Genomic DNA, 17,400 nt, shown 5'->3' with positions numbered 1-17,400 from the left:
TGCCATCACGGAATAAACGCAGACATAATCGACGAAATGTCTGCTTGGGGGGCGAATTTGCATGGATCAGCGGGAAGAGATGATCTCTGTCTCGGGTGTGGACAAGTTCTATGGTGACTTTCAGGCGCTGGCCGAGGTCGACCTGTCAGTCAAGCACGGCGAAAGGGTTGTAATCTGTGGGCCGTCCGGATCGGGCAAATCGACTTTGATCCGTTGTTTCAATGGCCTGGAGTTTCACGATGCGGGGTCCATCGTGATCGACGGGATCACGGTGGAAGAGGGATCGAAATCCCTGCGCACCCTGCGTCAGGAAGTCGGTATGGTGTTTCAGCAATTCAACCTTTTTCCTCATCTGACCATTCTTGAAAACCTCACGATCGGTCCGATGAAGGTGCAAAGGATCAGCAAATCAGAAGCCGAAAACCGGGCACGCAAATACCTTGATCGGGTTCATATCCCCGAACAGGCGGACAAATATCCTGCACAGCTTTCAGGGGGGCAGCAGCAAAGGGTCGCCATTGCGCGGTCATTGTGTATGGAGACGCGGATCATGCTGTTTGATGAGCCGACGTCTGCGCTCGACCCGGAGATGATCAACGAAGTCCTCGACGTGATGGTCGAGCTTGCCGGCACGGGCATCACCATGGTCTGCGTCACGCATGAAATGGGCTTTGCCCGCAAGGTCGCGGACAAGATGGTCTTCATGGAAGCGGGCCGGATCGTGGAGACATCACCGCCTGACAAGTTCTTTACCAATCCCGACAGCGCGCGCTGCAAGCTGTTCCTCAGTCAGATACTGGAACACTGATGGCGTCCCCCTCCTCCGCATCCCGCAGGTCGTTCAGGGCCATCATGAATTCCGTGCCGGTATCAGTCGCGCTGTATCTGGCGGTGATCGGCAGCATCGTCTGGCTTGCCTATTCGGGTGCGCAGACAATGGGATACAACTGGCAGTGGTACCGCATGCCGCAGTATTTCTACACGCTGACCGACGATGGATTTCAATGGGGCGAGATCATGATCGGGCTCGTAAAGACGATCCAGCTTTCGGTGACGGCGTTCTTCTTTGCGACTGTGCTGGGACTGCTTGTGGCGCTGCTGCGCCTGTCGGGGCTGGTCGTCGGCACTGCCGTAGCCATCGCGTTTCTGGAATTTGTCCGTAACATGCCGATCCTGGTGCTGCTTTACCTGTTTTACTATGTCCTCGGGCCGGTCTTCCAGCTGGATCGGTATACGGCCAGCATCCTGTGTCTGGCGGTTTTCCACGCGGCGCTGATTTCCGAAATTTTTCGCGCCGGGATCAATGCGGTGCCCAAGGGGCAATGGGAGGGGGCGACCTCCATCGGCATGACACGGGCGCAAGCCTATCGATATATTGTGCTGCCGCAGTCTGTGAAATTCATGCTGCCACCGATGACCGGGGAAGTGGTGCACCTGATCAAAAGCTCAGCCATCGTAAGCGTCATCGCGGTGGCGGAATTGACGACCATCGGCCGCAATCTGATCTCCGACACCTACATGAGCTTCGAGATTTGGTTCACGATCGCAGCGGTCTACATGATCGTCACGCTGGCGCTGTCCATCGGGGTATCCCGGCTCGAAAAGCGATACGCGGTCCAAAACTGACTAACACGAAACCCAACAAGGAGAAGACAAATGACATTTACCAGACGCCTTGCAACATTTGCTATGGCATCCGCCGCCGCCCTGGCAATGACCCTGCCCGCCACTGCACAGCAGACACGGCAAGGCCTGTCCAGCGACAGTGTGATCGAAACCATCAAGGAAAACGGTGTGATCAAGATCGGCCTGTCGATCTTCCGGCCATGGTCGATGCGCAACCTCGATGGTGATCTTGTTGGTTTTGAACTGGACGTGGGCCGCGAGTTGGCCAAGGACATGGGGGTCGAAGTGGAGTTCGTGCCGACCTCCTGGGACGGGATCATTCCCGCGCTGGTCTCTGGCAAGTTCGACGTGATCATTTCGGGCATGTCGATCACGCCGCAGCGGAACCTGACGGTCGCTTTCTCTGATCCGTACGCCTATTCGGGGATGACCATTCTGGCCAACCGGGCCATGACCGAAGGCTTCACCCTTGAGGACTACAACAGCCCCGATGTGACCTTCGCCGCGCGCCGGGGTGCCACCCCAGTCGCCGTCATTCAATCGATGTTTCCAGAAGCGCAATTGCTGATGTTCGATGAAGACGGGGCATCAACGCAAGAAGTGCTGAACGGGAACGCGCACGCCACCATGGCCTCGGAGCCCACACCATCCGAGGAAGCACGGCGGTATTCAGACACGCTTTATGTGCCGTTTGACGAAACCTTTCAGGCCGGCGGTGAAGCCTTTGCCTTCCGCAAGGGCGATCCGGATGCCGAGAACTATTTCAACAACTGGATCGGGGTGAAAACCCGGACAGGCTGGTTGAAGGAGCGGCACGATTACTGGTTCCGGGGTGACGATTGGAAAGACGACGTCGCCGAATGATGTGACCTTTCGGGCGGGCCTTCGCGGCCCGCCTTTTGCCACAATGAAAGCCGCCCCGAATGCGTAAGCTGATCAAACGCCTGCATTGGCTCGATTACGTCATCGTGGCGGTGATCGTGGGATTTGCTGCGGTCATCGTGCTGCGCATTGGCGGCGCGCTGAACTATGACTGGCGCTGGGAAAAAATCCCCAACTACATGTTCCGCTACCGCGAAAGCGAGGACCGCTGGGTTGCGAACCTGCTGGTGCAGGGCCTTGTCGCCACCATTCGCATCAGCATCTACGCCAGTATTCTGGCGTTGATCCTTGGCGTCATTCTGGGGATTGCGCGTTGTTCGGTGAACCTGACCATCCGCATGCTTGCGCGAACATACCTTGAATTTCTGCGCAACGTGCCGCCGGTCGTTGTGATCTTCATCTTCTTCTTTTTCCTGTCCGAGCAATTGATCCAGGCGATGAACATGGAACGCTGGGCGCGGGAGATTGCGCGAAGCGACAGCAACGCCGTCTGGACCTTTTTGTTCGGGGACATGCGGCGGTTTCCGGCGCTGATTTCCGGGATTATCGTGTTGGCGCTGTTTGAAAGCGCCTTCGTCGGTGAGATTGTGCGCGCGGGCATTCAGTCGGTCGAAAAGGGCCAGCGCGAGGCGGCGCGTTCCATCGGGATGAGCCACTTTCAGGAACTGCGCTACATCGTGCTGCCACAGGCGTTGCGCAAGGTTTTGCCCCCTCTGGCAAACCAGTTCATCTCACTCGTGAAAGACAGTTCGCTTGTATCGCTGATCTCGGTCCCGGATCTGACGTTCAAGACGGTGGAGCTTGTCGCCTCCACCCGGTTGATCTTCGAAGCCTGGCTGACGGCGGCGGGGTTCTATTTCGTGGTGTGTTTCGGTTTGTCGGTGCTGTTCCGACGGCTTGAGCGGCGATAAGGCTCAATCCACGTCCTGCACCACGATCATCAACATATCACCCCGCTGCACATAGCCGCGGTTGGTATGCGCAAGCACCATCCCGTCGTGGCCAAAATGAATGACCTCTGACGGGCGGCGCGGCTCTGCCACGAAATGAAGCGTGCCTGCGACGTCTCCCGCTTCCACGTCCTGACCAGCCTGTGCATGACGGTCAAAAAGCCCTTCCGAGGGTGCATAAAGGCTGTGTTCTGCGGCAGTGACTTCAACTTTGCGGGGCGTAACGACCTTGGGGACGGCTCCTTTGAGCACGCCAAGGTGGCGCAACAGCCTGTAAAGACCTTTTTCCGTCGCATTGGTGATGGCAGGGTCCACGCCACCACCCCCACCAAGTTCCGCCGCGATCATCGGCACGCCCGCGCGTTCTGCGGCTGAATTCAATGAGCGGCTGTCGTTGAAGCCTCCCAAGACCCATATCAAGGGCAGACCGAAGACCTCGGCCAGTTCCAGATTGCGGGCGTAAAGCTCAGCGTTCTGTGTTTTTGTCGGCAGCGTACAGGGCGCAAAGAAGGACGCCTGTCCGCCTGCGTGCAGATCAACGGCGGCATCGGCGAGTGGCAGCAATTCGGTTTCGACGAAATACGCAATCTGATCGGTGACGCCGCCCATCGGATCGCCGGGGAAAGCGCGGTTCAGGTTCACCCCATCCAACGGTGACACCCGCGCGGTCTGGCGCAAGGCCGGCATATTCAACCCCGGCACGACGATGATCTGCCCGCTCAGATCGTGCGGGCTGAGCGCGGCCACCAGCCGCATCAGCGCTGCGGGACCTTCGAATTCGTCCCCGTGGGTGCCCGCAATCAGCAAAACGACCGGCCCGGGACCGCCCCGCAGGCTGATGATCGGCACCGAGTGCACACCCAGTGGCACGGAGTTGTCTGACCAGCGCACCCACAAGTCACCCACATGGCGACCAGATGCGGCAAGATCAATCGTGACGGTGACAGTGCTTTTTGTCATGGAGCCGTTCCTGTGAGGACGTTCTGGTGCGGCAATCTACTGCCTTGCATCTGAAAGGTCCAAACGTACTATTGCGTCATCACACTGGAAAACACGCCGATGTCCGAACAGGTTTTGACCCCGATCACCCAGGCGCTTGCCGATGGGACCCTCACGCGGGTGGAGTTGAAGACGCTCATGCAGCGATCAAACGGTCCCGCGTTTCGCCATCTGGCGTTGTGGGTGCTGGTGCTGCTGTGCACCGGATCCCTGATCTATCTCGCCTCCGGCACGCATTGGATCTGGCCTGCGATGTTCCTGCATGGGGTCGTGCTGGTGCATCATTTCTCGCTCCAGCATGAATGTTGCCACTACACGGTGTTCAAGACCCGCTGGATCAATGATGTGGTGGGAAATATCTGTGCGTTCATCATCATGCTGCCCAACAGGCATTTCCGGTATGAGCATTGCGACCACCATACCTACACACAGTTGCACGGTGATGACCCGGAACTGATTGACCTGCCCAAGACGATGGGCGGTTATTTCTGGTATCTGTCCTCGATCCCCTATTGGCGCAACAAGTTCACCGAACTCGGCCGCCACACGCTGGGCCGTCTGACGCCCGAGGAAGAACGTTTCATCCCCAAGCCGGAGCATCAGACGATCTTCTGGGAGGCACGGATCATGCTGGCGGGATATCTTGCCATTCTGGTCACCTGCGCCTTGACGGGATGGTGGGCACCCGTCACCTATTGGTGGTTGCCCGTAGTGCTGGGAGAGCCGGTGATGCGCTTCATCAGGATGACGGAACATGTGGGCAAACCCTGCGTGCGCGACATGAAGGAAAACACCCGCACCAATTACGTCGCCCGACCCATGCAGTTTCTGGCCTGGAACATGAACTACCACGCAGAGCATCACTACGCGGCCTCCGTGCCGTTCTACGCCTTGCCCGCCCTGCATGAAAAGCTGAAGAACCATGTCGCGGTGGAGCCGCGCGGGTATCTTGGCGCGCACATCGACATTCTGGGGCAACTGACCGGCCGCAGGCCCCGCAGCGATGCGGGTGAGGCCGCGTAGCGTGCCAAGGCAGAAACGCTGGCAGGATCTTGTCCCGGTTGCTGAATTGTACCGGGGGGATGCGACCCCGGTGACGTTTCAGGGCCGTGAGCTTGCAGTGTTCGACACGACCAATGGGATCACCGTTTCACTGGCGCGCTGCACCCATGGCGCGGCCAACCTGTGCGATGGGTATTTCAACGGCACGCATATTGAATGCCCGCTGCATCAGGGCCTGTTCGATGCACGCTCCGGTGCTGCGGTTGCAGCCCCCGCGCGGGTCCCGCTGCGCATGATCGAAGCAAGATGTCTGGACGGAATGGTACAGATCCTGTTCTAGGCCGCCGCAGCCGCACCCCGCAGCCCGCCGATTTCCTGCTCGGCAATCCGGGTCGTGATTACAAGGGCGATGATCCAGCCGCTGCTGACGGCCAGACCAATGCCCAGCCAGACGCCCCAGACGTCCATGCCGATCACCCCGATCAGCAACCAGACAAAAAACGCGACACCAAAGCCCTGCCGGTACAGCGAAATCCACAAGGTCCAGATCGGGCGTTTGAAAGCCTGAAGCAAGGAATTGATGGAAAAGAGCATCATGTAGAGAATGAAAAGGAAGCTGTCGACGCGCAGATAGCTGATGCCGACGGCAATCACATCCGGATCGTCGGTAAAAAGTGACATCGCCGCACCGCCGCCGAACCACAGGATGGGGGCCGCGCCGATGGTCATGACAAGGCCCAGCTTCCAGCAGAACCACAGCGCCTCGCGCACCCGGTCAAATTGTTCGGCCCCGAAATTCTGTGCAGCAATAGGCAGCAGCGCGCCGGTCATGCCCAACACCGGCAAAAGCAGGATCTGTTCGATCCGCAGCGCGATGCCGTAGGCGGCAATGGCATGTTCGCCAAACCCCTTGAGCGCGTATTGCACCACGAAGCCGGAGATGAACATGACCACGAAGGCCGACGCGGTCGGGATCATCTGCAGGAAGATTTCCCTGTAGCTGCCCAGATCAGGGCTCAGTTCGGACCACCTGGCCCCCTGGATGACACGCAACCGCAGCACCGCGCGCAGGACAAAGAGCATGACACCGGTCTGGGAGATCACCGTGGCCATCGCGATTCCGTCGAACCCCATGCCGGGAACCAGCCCCGGAATGCCATAGATCATCAAGGGATTCAGTCCGATGTTGGCGAAAAAGGCCGCCATCATCGCGCGCTGCATCGTCCGGCTGTCCCCATGGGCCTGAAGGATACCGTTTGCAGAATAGGCGATCAGGAAACCCGGCAGTGCCGCCAGCAACCAATAGAAGTATCCGGTGGCAGCATCGCGGTACCCCCCGGCTTCAGACACCAGCACGATCAGCAATGGCCCTCCAACCGCGCCAAGCAGCATCAGCAAAAGCGTGGCCACGATTGCGAAGGAAAGGCCTTGCATCGCGGTGCGCCGGGTCGTGGCGTCATCTTTCCTGCCGCGCGCGTTGCCGACAAGCGCGCTCATCGCTGATCCGGTGCCGAAACCTACGGCCATCATGATGAAGAATGCCTGAAAGCCGATCGCCAAACCCGCCTGCGCTTCGGTGGAAAGCTGACCGGCGAAATAGACATCCACCACGTTATAAAGGGTGGTGAACAGCATCCCCATTGCGGCAGGGATGGCCAGCGTTCGGAAATGCCCGGAAATCGGGCCTTCGGTCAGGTCTTCGTCACGCATTTGGGGACTTTCGAATAGGGCTGGGTTCCTCGTTACCGGGTTGCGGGGCAAAGGTCACCTGCATGTTGTGCGCGACGGGACGCATGTTTTCATTTGTGTTCGTGCCCTCGCTCCGTTGCCATGGGGCCAAGTGCCTCTAGATATCCGTCATGGACAAGATTTCAAACGACCCCGAACCGCTGGCCGTGCCTGCCAGCCGGATTGCGCGGCTGGGGCGGCTCAGTTCGATGACGGCAGGTGTTGCAGGATCGATGGCAATCAACGGCATCGCTCAACTTGGGCAGGGACAGCGGCCGACCATGCGGGATCTGCTGCTGACCCCGCAAAACGTCACGCGGATTGCCGACCAATTGGCCAAGATGCGCGGCGCCGCGATGAAGATCGGGCAGCTGGTGTCGATGGACACCGGTGACGTGCTGCCGCCGGAGTTGGCGCAGATCATGGCACGCCTGCGGGCGGATGCGCATTTCATGCCGCCCGCACAGCTCAAGCAGGTGCTCAACACCCAGTGGCCGACGGGCTGGATCAAAGCGTTCAAGGCTTTCGATGTGCGCCCCATCGCTGCCGCATCCATCGGGCAGGTCCATCGGGCGCAGCTGAAAGACGGGCGCGATCTGGCGATCAAGGTGCAGTATCCCGGCGTGGCCCGCAGCATCGACAGCGACGTGGCAAATGTCGGCGCGCTGATGCGCATGTCAGGGTTGTTGCCAAAAGGTTTTGAGCTTGCTCCCTATCTTGAAGAGGCGCGCAAGCAGCTGCACGAGGAAACGGACTATGTCCGCGAAGGGGAACAGTTGACCCGTTTCGGGGATCTGCTGGATGGAGAGCCCGCGTTCGTGGTGCCTGAGATGCATAGCGACTGGAGTACCCCCGACATTCTGGCGATGACCCATGTCGCTGGAACCCCAATTGAAAATGCCATCACAGAGGCGCAGGAAATTCGAAATGACATCGCCCGTCGCCTCATTGAATTGACCCTGAAGGAGCTGTTCGTTTTCGGGGAGATGCAGACCGACCCCAATTTTGCAAACTACCTTTTCAATCCCGACACCCGGCAGATCGTGCTTTTGGATTTTGGCGCGGCGCGCAAGATTGATCCGGTGATCGCCGATCAATATAAAACGCTGATGCGTGCAGGGCTCGCGGATGATGTGCACGCGCTTGGTCAGTTGGCGGAGGAGATTGGGTTCGTCGGGCCTGACACGGTTGAACGTCACCGCGTTCAGGTGGTCGACATGATCCGCCTTGCCTTCAGGATCCTGCGGGAAGTCCCGCTTGCGCAATTCAACACCACGGACATGTCGCGTCAGATTCAGGTGCAGGGCATGGCATTGGCCGAAGACGGCTTTGTGCCACCGCCCCTGCCCATTGACGTGCTGTTGCTTCAGCGCAAATTCGGTGGGATTTTTCTGCTGGCCTCGCGGCTGAAGGCGCAGGCGGATGTGCCGGCACTGCTGCGCCGTTACGTGGAACCGGACACGAACAACGTCCCCTAGTCGCCCCAATCCATGACGACCTTGCCTGCGTCGCCCGATATCATCGCATCGAAACCGGACTGGAAATCATCAATGCCGATCCGATGGGTGATCAGCCCGCTCAGATCAAGGCCGGACTGCACCAGCGCGATCATCTTGTACCAAGTCTCGAACATCTCGCGGCCATAGATGCCCTTCACGTTGAGCATCTTGAAGATGATCTTGTTCCAGTCCACCGCAAAAGCCGTGGGCGCGATGCCCAGCAGCGCAATCTTTCCGCCGTTGTTCATCTTGTCGATCATATCGCGCATCGCAGGGGCCGCGCCCGACATCTCAAGCCCGACATCGAAGCCTTCGGTCATGCCAATCTCCTGCATCACATCGCTAAGGTCTTCGGTGGCTGCGTTGACCACGTGTTGCACACCAAGCCGCTGTGCCAGCGCGATGCGATAAGGGCTAAGGTCGGTGATGACCACCTTGCGCGCACCGACCTTCTGCGCGACCAGTGCGCCCATGATGCCGATCGGACCTGCCCCCGTGACAAGTACGTCTTCCCCCACCAGATCAAAGCTGAGGGCCGTATGCACGGCATTTCCGAAAGGATCGAAGATCGCGGCGATCTCATCCGGGATATCGTCGGGGATCGGCACCACATTGGCTTGGGGGATGCAGATGTATTCTGCGAATGACCCCGGCCGGTTGACCCCGACACCGACCGTATTGCGGCACAGATGGCCACGCCCGGCGCGACAGTTCCGGCAGGTACCACAAACGATATGCCCCTCACCGGATACCCGCTGACCGATCTGGTATGTTGTCGCCGCCGGGCCGCATTCGACGATCCTGCCACAGAATTCATGGCCCACGACCATCGGCACAGGTACGGTCTTGGCTGACCATTCATCCCATTTCCAGATATGGACATCGGTGCCGCAAATCGCTGATTTGCGCACCTTGATCAGTACGTCAGCCGGTCCCGGTTCGGGCACGGGCACCTGTTGCATCCACAGTCCGGGTTCCGGCTTTGCCTTCACCAGCGCTTTCATCTGGTTGCTCATCAGATGATCCCCATCTCTTGGCCTACGGCGATGAAGGCATCAATGGCACGGTCCAGTTCGTCGCGGCTGTGGGCGGCTGACATCTGTGTGCGGATACGATCCTGCCCCTTCGGCACAACCGGGAAGCTGAAGGCGGCCACATAGACACCTTTGGCGTCCAGACGCGCAGCCATGTCCTGCGCGCGCTTGGGGTCGCGCAGCATGACCGGAATGATGGGATGTTCCCCGGGCAACAGATCAAACCCCGCCTCGGACATTCGGGCGCGGAAATGTGCGGCATTCGCCATCAGCCGATCACGCCGATCCGTTGAGGCATCCAGCATATCGAGCACCTTGATCGACGTCTGCGCAATCACAGGGGCAAGCGTGTTGGAAAAAAGATAGGGGCGCGAACGCTGCCGCAGCCAGTCAATCACTTCCTTTTTGCCGCAGGTATACCCGCCCGACGCCCCGCCCAACGCCTTGCCAAGCGTGCCGGTCACGATGTCGACCCGCCCCATCACGCCGCAATGTTCGATGGAACCGCGCCCTGTCGCACCGACAAAGCCAACCGCATGGCTGTCGTCCACCATCACCATCGCGCCATGTTTGTCCGCCAGATCACAGATCTGATCCAACTTGGCGATATACCCGTCCATCGAAAACACACCGTCTGTTGCGATCAGCTTGAACCGGCAATCCGCAGCACTTTCAAGCTGTGCCTCCAGATCCGCCATATCCGAATTGGCGAAGCGAAACCGCTGTGCCTTGCACAGGCGCACACCGTCAATGATCGAGGCATGGTTGAGCGCATCCGAGATCACGGCGTCCTCCGGCCCCAGCAGCGTCTCGAACAGCCCTGCGTTTGCGTCAAAACAGCTTGAATAGAGGATCGTGTCCTCAAACCCCAGAAAGTCCGACAGCCGGGCTTCGAGCGCGATATGCTCTTCCTGCGTGCCACAGATAAACCGGACCGATGACATGCCATAGCCATAGCGCGAAAGGGCGGCACGGCCCGCTTCGATCAGGTCGGGGTGATCGCTTAGGCCAAGGTAGTTGTTGGCGCACATGTTGATCACTTCCTGGCCCGAGGAAAGCGCGACAGTTCCCGACTGGGTGCTGATGATGATCCGTTCGGATTTGTACAGTCCGGCCTTGTGCAGGTCATCCAACTGGTCGGCCATGTGTGAAACGAAAGCTTGCGACATCTTCTTGATCCTCGTCGTTCGGCACCCGGTTCAGGGGCGGAAGGGATGGATCAGGTAAACGTCGGTTTGCGTGCCGTTGCAAGGCACAAGGAACAGGACAGGGCGTCCTTGTGATCCGCTCTACCTCCAGCGCCGCGATGAAAGGCGCTCAGGCAAACGCGATATCCACCCGGCCGAAGGCACCGAAATCCGCCGTGATTGAAGTGCCGGGCGGACACTCGACCGGTCTGATGAAGCTGCCGGACAGAACGATCTGGCCGGGTGCAATGCTTTGCCCGTATTGCGCCATGCGCCGGGCCAACCAGACGACGCTTTCGATGGGATCATTCAGCACCCCCGCCCCCAGGCCGGTTTCTTCGACCTCCCCGTTACGGGTCGTGATGGCACCGACCCAGCGCAAATCAAAGGCATCCACGGCGTGCCGCTGAGGACCCAGAACAATCCCCGCGTTGGCAGCATTATCGCTGATGGTGTCAAAGACGGTACGGGTCTTTCCGGTCTGTGGGTCCATTCGCATGATCCGCGTGTCGAGTATTTCGATGGAGGGGGCAACGTAGTCCGTCGCAGCGACCACGTCGGCGCGCGTGACATCGGCGCCACCGAGCGGATTTTTGAGAACGAAGGCGATCTCCGCCTCGATCCGCGGCTGGATGAAACGCCCCTTCGGCACTTCTGCGCCATGCGCGAAGGCCATATCATCAAAAAGGATGCCACTGTCCGGAATGTCGATGTTCAGTGCGTATTGCATTGCCTTCGACGTCAGCCCGATCTTCCAGCCGATCACCTTGCGGCCCTCGGCAAGTTTCGCACGATAAAGGGCGTTCTGGATCGCATAGGCATCATCCATTCGCATGTCGGGGTGGCGCAGGGTCAGCAGGCCGATCTGGTTGCCGCTGCGCTCCGCTTCGAGAAGGTCAGCGGCGGCAACCGCGTGGTCTTGCGGTGTCATATCGCTTCATCCTCAACGCCGTTGCGCAAGATGCCGATCCCGTTCACTTCCACTTCGACGACGTCACCGGGCGCAAGATAGCGCGGCGGATCGAACCGCGCGCCCGCCCCCGTTGGTGTTCCCGTCACGATGATGTCGCCGGGGCGCAGGGTCATGAAGGTTGAAATGTATTCGATCTGTCGGCGGATCGGATGCGTCATGCGCCGCAGGGTATCGTCTTGACGCACCTCACCGTTGACGCGCGTGATGATGCGTGCGTCATCCAGTTGGGCAGCTTCGGTGAAGGGCACCAGCCACGGTCCCATCGCGCCGGAGCAGTCCCAGTTCTTGCCTTGGGTTACGTTGAACTTGGCATGGCGCACCCAGTCGCGGATGGTCCCTTCGTTGCACAGGGTCAGCGCCGCGATGTGGTCATAGGCGTCTGCCTGTGCGATCCGCCTTCCCGGCTTGCCGATGACGATGGCAACTTCCCCCTCATAATCCAGCGTGTGGTTTTCCGGCGGTCGGATCAGCGGCTGGTCATGTCCGGTAAAGCCGCTGGCAAACCGCGGAAACAGGGACATGTATTTCGGCTGGTCGCTGCCGTCCTTGTATTCCGCGTTCCGGTCCGGGAAGTTCACGCCGACACACAGGATCCGTGGCGCGTTGGGCAAGACCATCTCAAAACGGAACGTCTTGTGGGTCACGGGTTTTTCGGCAGCGCGGTCTGCCAGCGTCTGCAATCCTCCCGCCTGCACAGCATCCAGCAGGGTTGGCCACTCTGGGCAATCGCGGTTCAACGCGACCATGCCCGCTTCGGTGACCGCACCGTAGTGCTGCTGACCTTCCGCCGTGTAAGTTGCAAACCGCATGGATGTTCCTTTGGGTCAGGTGGTGTTGATCAGGGCGCGATGATCGGCGTCGCGGCAAGCTGTGCGGCGCGTGTCGGGGTGCCAACAAATTCTGTGCCGTGCTCAAACCAGCTTTTGGGTGCAGGTGCCCCCCAAAGTGTTTGCCGCTGCGGGTCCTTCAGATCCCATTTCATCGGCTCCAGATCGGGATCCACGGTCTGATAATCGGAGCAATAAATCTCGATCCGGTGGCCGTCAGGGTCGAGGATATACAGAAAGAACGCATTTGAAATGCCGTGCCGACCCGGACCGCGTTCGATATGGCTTACATACCCGGTCGTCGCCATCAGATCGAGCAGATCAATGATGTTCAGCGGTGTCGGCACCCAGAACGCCACATGATGCATCCTTGGCCCTGTGCCATTGGTGAACGCCATGTCATGCACCCCGCCCTTGCGGTGCATCCAGGCAGCCCAAAGCTTCTTGCTGTCCTCATCTTCGGTGTATTCCGTCACCCGGAACCCGATGTCGTTGTAGAACGCGACAGAGGCATCGACATCCGGTGAAAAGCAATTGAAATGATCGATCCGCAGGGGTTTGACCCCGTGATAAAGTGCGTACTTCTGGTGGATCGGCTCCAACCGGTCCATCTTGTGATAGAATTCAAGCGGGATGCCGATGTTGTCGGAGGTCAAAAGCGTGCGGCCCTGAAAGGCGCGTTTCACCCATGATGTCGGATGCCCTTTTGACCTGAAATAGGCTTCCGCACGGTCCAGATCGTCCTCATCGAAAGTCTTGAAACCCATCACCTCAACCGTGCCCGGCTGGTCGGATTTCTGCAGGATCACGCAGTGGTGCCCGCGTTCTTCCATGGCGCGCAGGTAGATGTGGCTGTCACTTTCATCGCTGACCCGCAAACCGAGGGTATCAACATAGAAGGCCCGCGATGCGGCAAGGTCCTTGACGTTCAGGCAAACGTGGCTCAGCCGGATCGTGTTGAAATCGGGGTATAGATTTGGGGTCGGGACAGGCATGTTCAGATCTCCTCACAAAGTCCCAAGGCGGGGTATGTTGTGTTGACCGGTGGCAAAGCCGATGTGCTTTTGCTCCATGTAGAATTCAAACGACCAGTCCCCGCCGTCGCGCCCGATCCCGCTGGCCTTGACGCCGCCGAAGGGGGTCGGAAGGTGCCGGACGTTTTCCGAATTCACCCAGATCATCCCCGCTTCGAGCTTGTCGGTAAAGCGCAGCGCGCGGGTCAGGTCGTTTGTCCAGACATAGCCGGTAAGGCCATAGGGTGTGTCATTGGCGATTTGCAGTGCCTCTTCCTCGGTCTTGAAGGGGATGGAGGTCAGCACGGGTCCAAAGATTTCCTCCTGCGCGATCCGCATCTGGACGTTGGCATCTGTAAAAAGCGTCGGACGAACGAAATACCCTTCATCGCCCAGCGTTTCGCCCCCGGCGGCTACCGTCGCCCCGTCATGCCGCGCGATGTCGAAATAGCTGGTCACCTTGTCGAAGTGTTCCTGACTGACAAGCGGGCCGATTTCGGTGGCGGGGTCCAGCGGATGACCGACCTTGATCTTGTTGACCCGCGCGATCAGCTTGGCTTCGAATTCTGTGCGGATCGTGTCCTGAACCAGCAGCCGGGATGATGACGTACAGCGTTCGCCGTTGATGGAATAGATCATGAAAATCACCGCATCCAAGGCACGGTCCAGATCGGCATCGTCGAACACGATCACCGGGTTCTTGCCGCCCAGTTCAAGATGGTTGCGTTTGAGGGTGTCAGCGCCCTGTTTGGTGATCAGGCTACCCGTGCGGCTTTCACCGACAAAGGCGATGGCCGTGATCGAGGGATGTTCGCACAAGGCTTTTCCAGCGTCCTCTCCGAACCCGTTGACCGTGTTCAACACGCCGGGTGGCAAGCCTGCGTCTTCTGCGATCTCGACAAGCAGGCGGGCGGTCAGGGGGGAGGCTTCGGCAGGTTTGTGCACGACCGTGCAACCCGCCGCGAGCGCTGGTGCGATCTTCCAGGTGGACAGCATGAAAGGGGTGTTCCAGGGCGTGATGACCCCCACGGGCCCGATGGGCACACGGGTTGTCACGTTCATCAATGTGGGTGATTTCAGGTGCTGCCCATCGCGGGCCTGAATAACCTGATCCGCAAAATAGCGGAAGTTTTCCGCACCCCGAAGGGCCGCCTTTGACATGAACCTCAGGGCCTGCCCCGTATCCCAACATTCGCAAAGCGCAATTTCTTCGGCGCGGGCTTCGATCCCTTCGGCGATCCTGATCAGGATCTTCCGGCGGTCCGTTGCGGGCATGTCGCGCCAATCAGAAAACGCTTTCGCTGCGGCCTTGGCAGCAGCATCAATATCCGCCGCGGTGCCCTGTGCCACATCGCAAATCACGCTTCTGTCGACCGGTGAAATCGTCTGAAACGTGCCGCCCGCGCCTGTAGCATCCTGACCGGCGATCCTGTTCTGAATGCCTGACTGACGAAACCGTTCGAGATAACCGTTCAGCTTGGCCAGATTGTCCTGCAATGCAGTCATGGGGTGTTCTCCAGATGCGCGCGGATGGTGCCGAACTTCGGTGACAGGTCCGCATCGATATCGCGCATCTCTGCCGATAGGGCGATGGAACGGGTTTCCATCGTCGGGGCGACAAAGGCTTTCATCGCCTCGAAGATCCGCGTAATCGCATCCTGCTTCACCTCCTTGTCGCGGCCTTCCCGGAGGCGGACAGAAAGATCAATAAAGCCGTGTTCCGGGTTGCCATCAGCAATGGCATAGTGATCAACGCGGGTCGCGCGCACCCGGATACCCGCCAAGGGGAAGGTGTCAATCTGTGCTGCCTGCGCCCTGACCACCTCACACAATTGTCCCATATCAATGACCTGTTCGAGGTTGGCGGAATAGTCGATATGAAAGTGAGGCATGTCTTTCCTTAATATGACAATAGTTGCTAAGTTAAGTAAATCCGCCTTGCATTGTCAAGCCTGAGTTGGCAGCACAATGCCACCCCTGCCCGCAAGAGTTTGATATGTCCACAAAGCTGCCGTCAACGTCGCGATCCCTGCCGATTGCCCTGATCCGCGCCCGAGAAGGGGTGATGGCGCCCATCCGTGACATGCTGTCCGATACCGGCATCACGGAACAGCAGTGGCGGGTTCTTCGGGTGCTGTCGGAATATGGGGCGCTTGATACGACCACCCTAGCAGACCGCGCCAGCCTGCTTTTTCCCAGTCTGACACGAATTGCGACGAAGATGCGCGCAAAAGGGTTGATCACCCAGACCCGCGATGACGTCGACCGGCGCAGGCAGTTCATTGCGATCACCCCAGAGGGGCAAAAGATCATTGATGATTATGCCGCGCAATCTGCGCAGATCGTAAAGGATTTCCGGGCCGCCCTGGGTCCGGAGAACTACGAGACGCTTCTGGACCTGCTGGCAAAGCTTGATCCGGGATCACGCGACTAGGCCTTCACCACGCCGCGCGCGCACCAGTCATCGAAGATTTCCAATGCCGTCTGCGCAAAGATGTCGTCGTTTATGTGACCATGGATGTGATGCGCTGCCACTTGGGGGGGCAGGACACGCCGCATCTCCGCCAAGAAAGCGTCCAAACCGGGCTTGTCGTGCAAATCTGCGCCTTCCCTGTCCCATTCGCCCAAACCCTGATCGGGGAGCAAAAGCGCGACCGGGCCTTTCGCTTTGGCCAGTTGCGTTGCATGGGACCGGGCGACCTCTTCCCGCTCTGCCGTGTTGAGCACGATGGAGGTCAAGAGGCGGTTGTGGGCGTGGTGCATGTGATTTGACCACTTTTCGGGCAGCGGCTGCCATCCGACGATGTCCACCAGATCATAGCAACCCGGCGCGACAATCTGCGGCGTGCCCCGCAGGCCCGCATTCGTCAGACGGTCCGCCCCGGCAGAAATGTTCGAGCCGTGGATGTGATTGCCCAGCTCTTGCGTGCAGAAGTCGAAAACGCAGGCAAAAGCCCCCTGCCCTGCAAGGCTTTCAAACGCCCGCCCACCCATGCCGGTGGCGTGAAACACAGCCACCTCGAACCCCCGTTCTTCGAGCGCGGGCTTCAAGGGAACCATGTATGTCAGCGCGGACTTCCCCAGGGACGTCATGCCGATCAGCGGCTTTGTGAGGTCCGGTTTGATCACGGCCCGCGCCGCGCCCAGCACCGCCCCGGCGGCTTGACTGAGCGATGCCTTGCAAACCGAATTCAGGCCATAAAGACCGCCCGCCCAGAGGATCATCTGCGTGTCGGCGGCCAGCCGCTCCGCCGGGATCAGGGGCGAGAAGGAAACGGTGGAGACGATGTACTTCGGCACGCCAAGCGACAGTGCGGTACAGACATCCAACGCCAGATCGGTTCCCATCGTCCCGCCCAGCACGATTATCCCGTCAAAGCGTCCTTCCGCATGAAGCCGCGCGGCCAGCAATGCGGCACCTTTTGCCATGATCTGCATGGCGTGATTTTCGTCCCCCGATGCAATTGCCGCTTCGATGGAACTACCGCCTTCCCCAGCCACGTCGTGCTTGGAATATTCAGTAGGCTCGGACGGGTCGCCCAACACTGACACGTCCATGCGCAGGACCTGCCCCCCCTGATCGCGGATTACCCCGGCCAGAAAATCAAGTTCGTCGTCTTTCGTGTCGTAGGTGCCGACCACCAGAATGGTTTTATCTGTCATCTGCCGCCTTCCCTGAG

General features: G+C 59.3%; 18 protein-coding genes. 8 read left to right on the top strand and 10 right to left on the bottom strand.

The genetic code is table 11. The annotated features are described in order from the left end of the window. The first annotated feature begins 61 nt into the window (after positions 1-61). Genes AB4X18_RS12940 through AB4X18_RS12925 form a run of 4 tightly spaced genes read left to right on the top strand, consistent with a single transcriptional unit; the run spans position 62 to position 3,419 of the window. Complete coding sequence (locus tag AB4X18_RS12940; protein WP_432816671.1) at positions 62-808, top strand: amino acid ABC transporter ATP-binding protein; 747 nt, start codon at positions 62-64, stop codon at positions 806-808. Continuing rightward, positions 808-1,626 carry an amino acid ABC transporter permease gene (locus tag AB4X18_RS12935; RefSeq protein WP_370400481.1) on the top strand — a complete coding sequence of 273 codons (819 nt, stop codon included), beginning with the start codon at positions 808-810 and terminating at the stop codon, positions 1,624-1,626. The genes AB4X18_RS12940 and AB4X18_RS12935 overlap by 1 nt, the downstream gene beginning before the upstream one ends. A 30-nt stretch (positions 1,627-1,656) precedes the next feature. Beyond that, complete coding sequence (locus tag AB4X18_RS12930) at positions 1,657-2,490, top strand: transporter substrate-binding domain-containing protein (RefSeq protein ID WP_432816670.1); 834 nt, start codon at positions 1,657-1,659, stop codon at positions 2,488-2,490. Positions 2,491-2,549: 59 nt separating this feature from the next. Then, complete coding sequence (locus tag AB4X18_RS12925; RefSeq protein ID WP_370400478.1) at positions 2,550-3,419, top strand: amino acid ABC transporter permease; 870 nt, start codon at positions 2,550-2,552, stop codon at positions 3,417-3,419. A 3-nt stretch (positions 3,420-3,422) separates the two neighbouring features. Here AB4X18_RS12925 and AB4X18_RS12920 read toward each other — a convergent pair whose 3' ends face one another. Continuing rightward, positions 3,423-4,418: a succinylglutamate desuccinylase/aspartoacylase family protein gene (locus AB4X18_RS12920; RefSeq protein WP_370400477.1), complete on the bottom strand. Its 996-nt coding sequence runs from the start codon at positions 4,416-4,418 to the stop codon at positions 3,423-3,425. A 99-nt stretch (positions 4,419-4,517) separates the two neighbouring features. Here AB4X18_RS12920 and AB4X18_RS12915 point away from each other — a divergent pair, with 99 nt between their 5' ends. Together AB4X18_RS12915 and AB4X18_RS12910 are read left to right on the top strand one after the other, a co-directional pair. Next, positions 4,518-5,480: a fatty acid desaturase family protein gene (locus AB4X18_RS12915; protein ID WP_370400476.1), complete on the top strand. Its 963-nt coding sequence runs from the start codon at positions 4,518-4,520 to the stop codon at positions 5,478-5,480. Between the two features lies 1 nt (position 5,481). After that, positions 5,482-5,799, top strand: a complete 318-nt coding sequence (locus AB4X18_RS12910; RefSeq protein WP_370400475.1) for a Rieske (2Fe-2S) protein — start codon at positions 5,482-5,484, stop codon at positions 5,797-5,799. Here AB4X18_RS12910 and AB4X18_RS12905 read toward each other — a convergent pair. Further along, positions 5,796-7,169, bottom strand: coding sequence for an MATE family efflux transporter (locus AB4X18_RS12905; RefSeq protein WP_370400474.1), 1,374 nt, complete (start codon positions 7,167-7,169; stop codon positions 5,796-5,798). The two genes, AB4X18_RS12910 and AB4X18_RS12905, sit on opposite strands and share 4 nt — an antisense overlap. 149 nt (positions 7,170-7,318) lie before the next feature. Here AB4X18_RS12905 and AB4X18_RS12900 point away from each other — a divergent pair, with 149 nt between their 5' ends. Next, positions 7,319-8,665, top strand: a complete 1,347-nt coding sequence (locus tag AB4X18_RS12900) for an ABC1 kinase family protein (RefSeq protein ID WP_370400473.1) — start codon at positions 7,319-7,321, stop codon at positions 8,663-8,665. On the opposite strand, the gene tdh is transcribed toward AB4X18_RS12900, so the two are convergent. From tdh to AB4X18_RS12865, 7 genes are all read right to left on the bottom strand, one after another. Continuing rightward, complete coding sequence (tdh, locus tag AB4X18_RS12895; RefSeq protein WP_432816669.1) at positions 8,662-9,702, bottom strand: L-threonine 3-dehydrogenase; 1,041 nt, start codon at positions 9,700-9,702, stop codon at positions 8,662-8,664. The genes AB4X18_RS12900 and tdh overlap by 4 nt on opposite strands. Further along, entirely contained in the window at positions 9,702-10,889 is a 1,188-nt protein-coding gene (locus AB4X18_RS12890; RefSeq protein ID WP_370400472.1) for a glycine C-acetyltransferase, read from the bottom strand. Before AB4X18_RS12890 ends, tdh begins: the two co-directional genes overlap by 1 nt. A 148-nt stretch (positions 10,890-11,037) precedes the next feature. Continuing rightward, a complete protein-coding gene (hpaH, locus tag AB4X18_RS12885; protein ID WP_370400471.1) occupies positions 11,038-11,838 on the bottom strand; it encodes a 2-oxo-hept-4-ene-1,7-dioate hydratase in 801 nt (266 codons plus the stop codon). After that, entirely contained in the window at positions 11,835-12,689 is an 855-nt protein-coding gene (locus tag AB4X18_RS12880) for a fumarylacetoacetate hydrolase family protein (protein ID WP_370400470.1), read from the bottom strand. The genes hpaH and AB4X18_RS12880 overlap by 4 nt, the downstream gene beginning before the upstream one ends. 29 nt (positions 12,690-12,718) lie before the next feature. Next, positions 12,719-13,702 (bottom strand): 3,4-dihydroxyphenylacetate 2,3-dioxygenase, encoded by a 984-nt coding sequence (gene hpaD, locus AB4X18_RS12875; RefSeq protein WP_370400469.1) that lies wholly within the window; start codon positions 13,700-13,702, stop codon positions 12,719-12,721. Between the two features lie 12 nt (positions 13,703-13,714). Further along, the gene (gene hpaE / locus AB4X18_RS12870) at positions 13,715-15,226 is read right to left on the bottom strand and encodes a 5-carboxymethyl-2-hydroxymuconate semialdehyde dehydrogenase (RefSeq protein ID WP_432816668.1); all 1,512 of its coding nucleotides are present in this window, start codon (positions 15,224-15,226) and stop codon (positions 13,715-13,717) included. Further along, positions 15,223-15,612, bottom strand: a complete 390-nt coding sequence (locus AB4X18_RS12865) for a 5-carboxymethyl-2-hydroxymuconate Delta-isomerase (RefSeq protein ID WP_370400468.1) — start codon at positions 15,610-15,612, stop codon at positions 15,223-15,225. The genes hpaE and AB4X18_RS12865 overlap by 4 nt, the downstream gene beginning before the upstream one ends. A gap of 104 nt (positions 15,613-15,716) precedes the next feature. Here AB4X18_RS12865 and hpaR point away from each other — a divergent pair, with 104 nt between their 5' ends. Beyond that, complete coding sequence (gene hpaR, locus AB4X18_RS12860) at positions 15,717-16,154, top strand: homoprotocatechuate degradation operon regulator HpaR (RefSeq protein ID WP_370400467.1); 438 nt, start codon at positions 15,717-15,719, stop codon at positions 16,152-16,154. Here the strand turns inward: hpaR and AB4X18_RS12855 are convergent. Then, the gene (locus tag AB4X18_RS12855) at positions 16,151-17,383 is read right to left on the bottom strand and encodes a Tm-1-like ATP-binding domain-containing protein (protein ID WP_432816667.1); all 1,233 of its coding nucleotides are present in this window, start codon (positions 17,381-17,383) and stop codon (positions 16,151-16,153) included. The two genes, hpaR and AB4X18_RS12855, sit on opposite strands and share 4 nt — an antisense overlap. Positions 17,384-17,400 lie beyond the last annotated feature (17 nt).

The sequence above is a fragment of the Sulfitobacter rhodophyticola genome (genome assembly GCF_041281685.2).
GTDB lineage: Bacteria > Pseudomonadota > Alphaproteobacteria > Rhodobacterales > Rhodobacteraceae > Sulfitobacter.
Note: the sequence above shows the minus strand (reverse complement) of the source record. Positions and strands in the feature narration are given on the sequence as shown.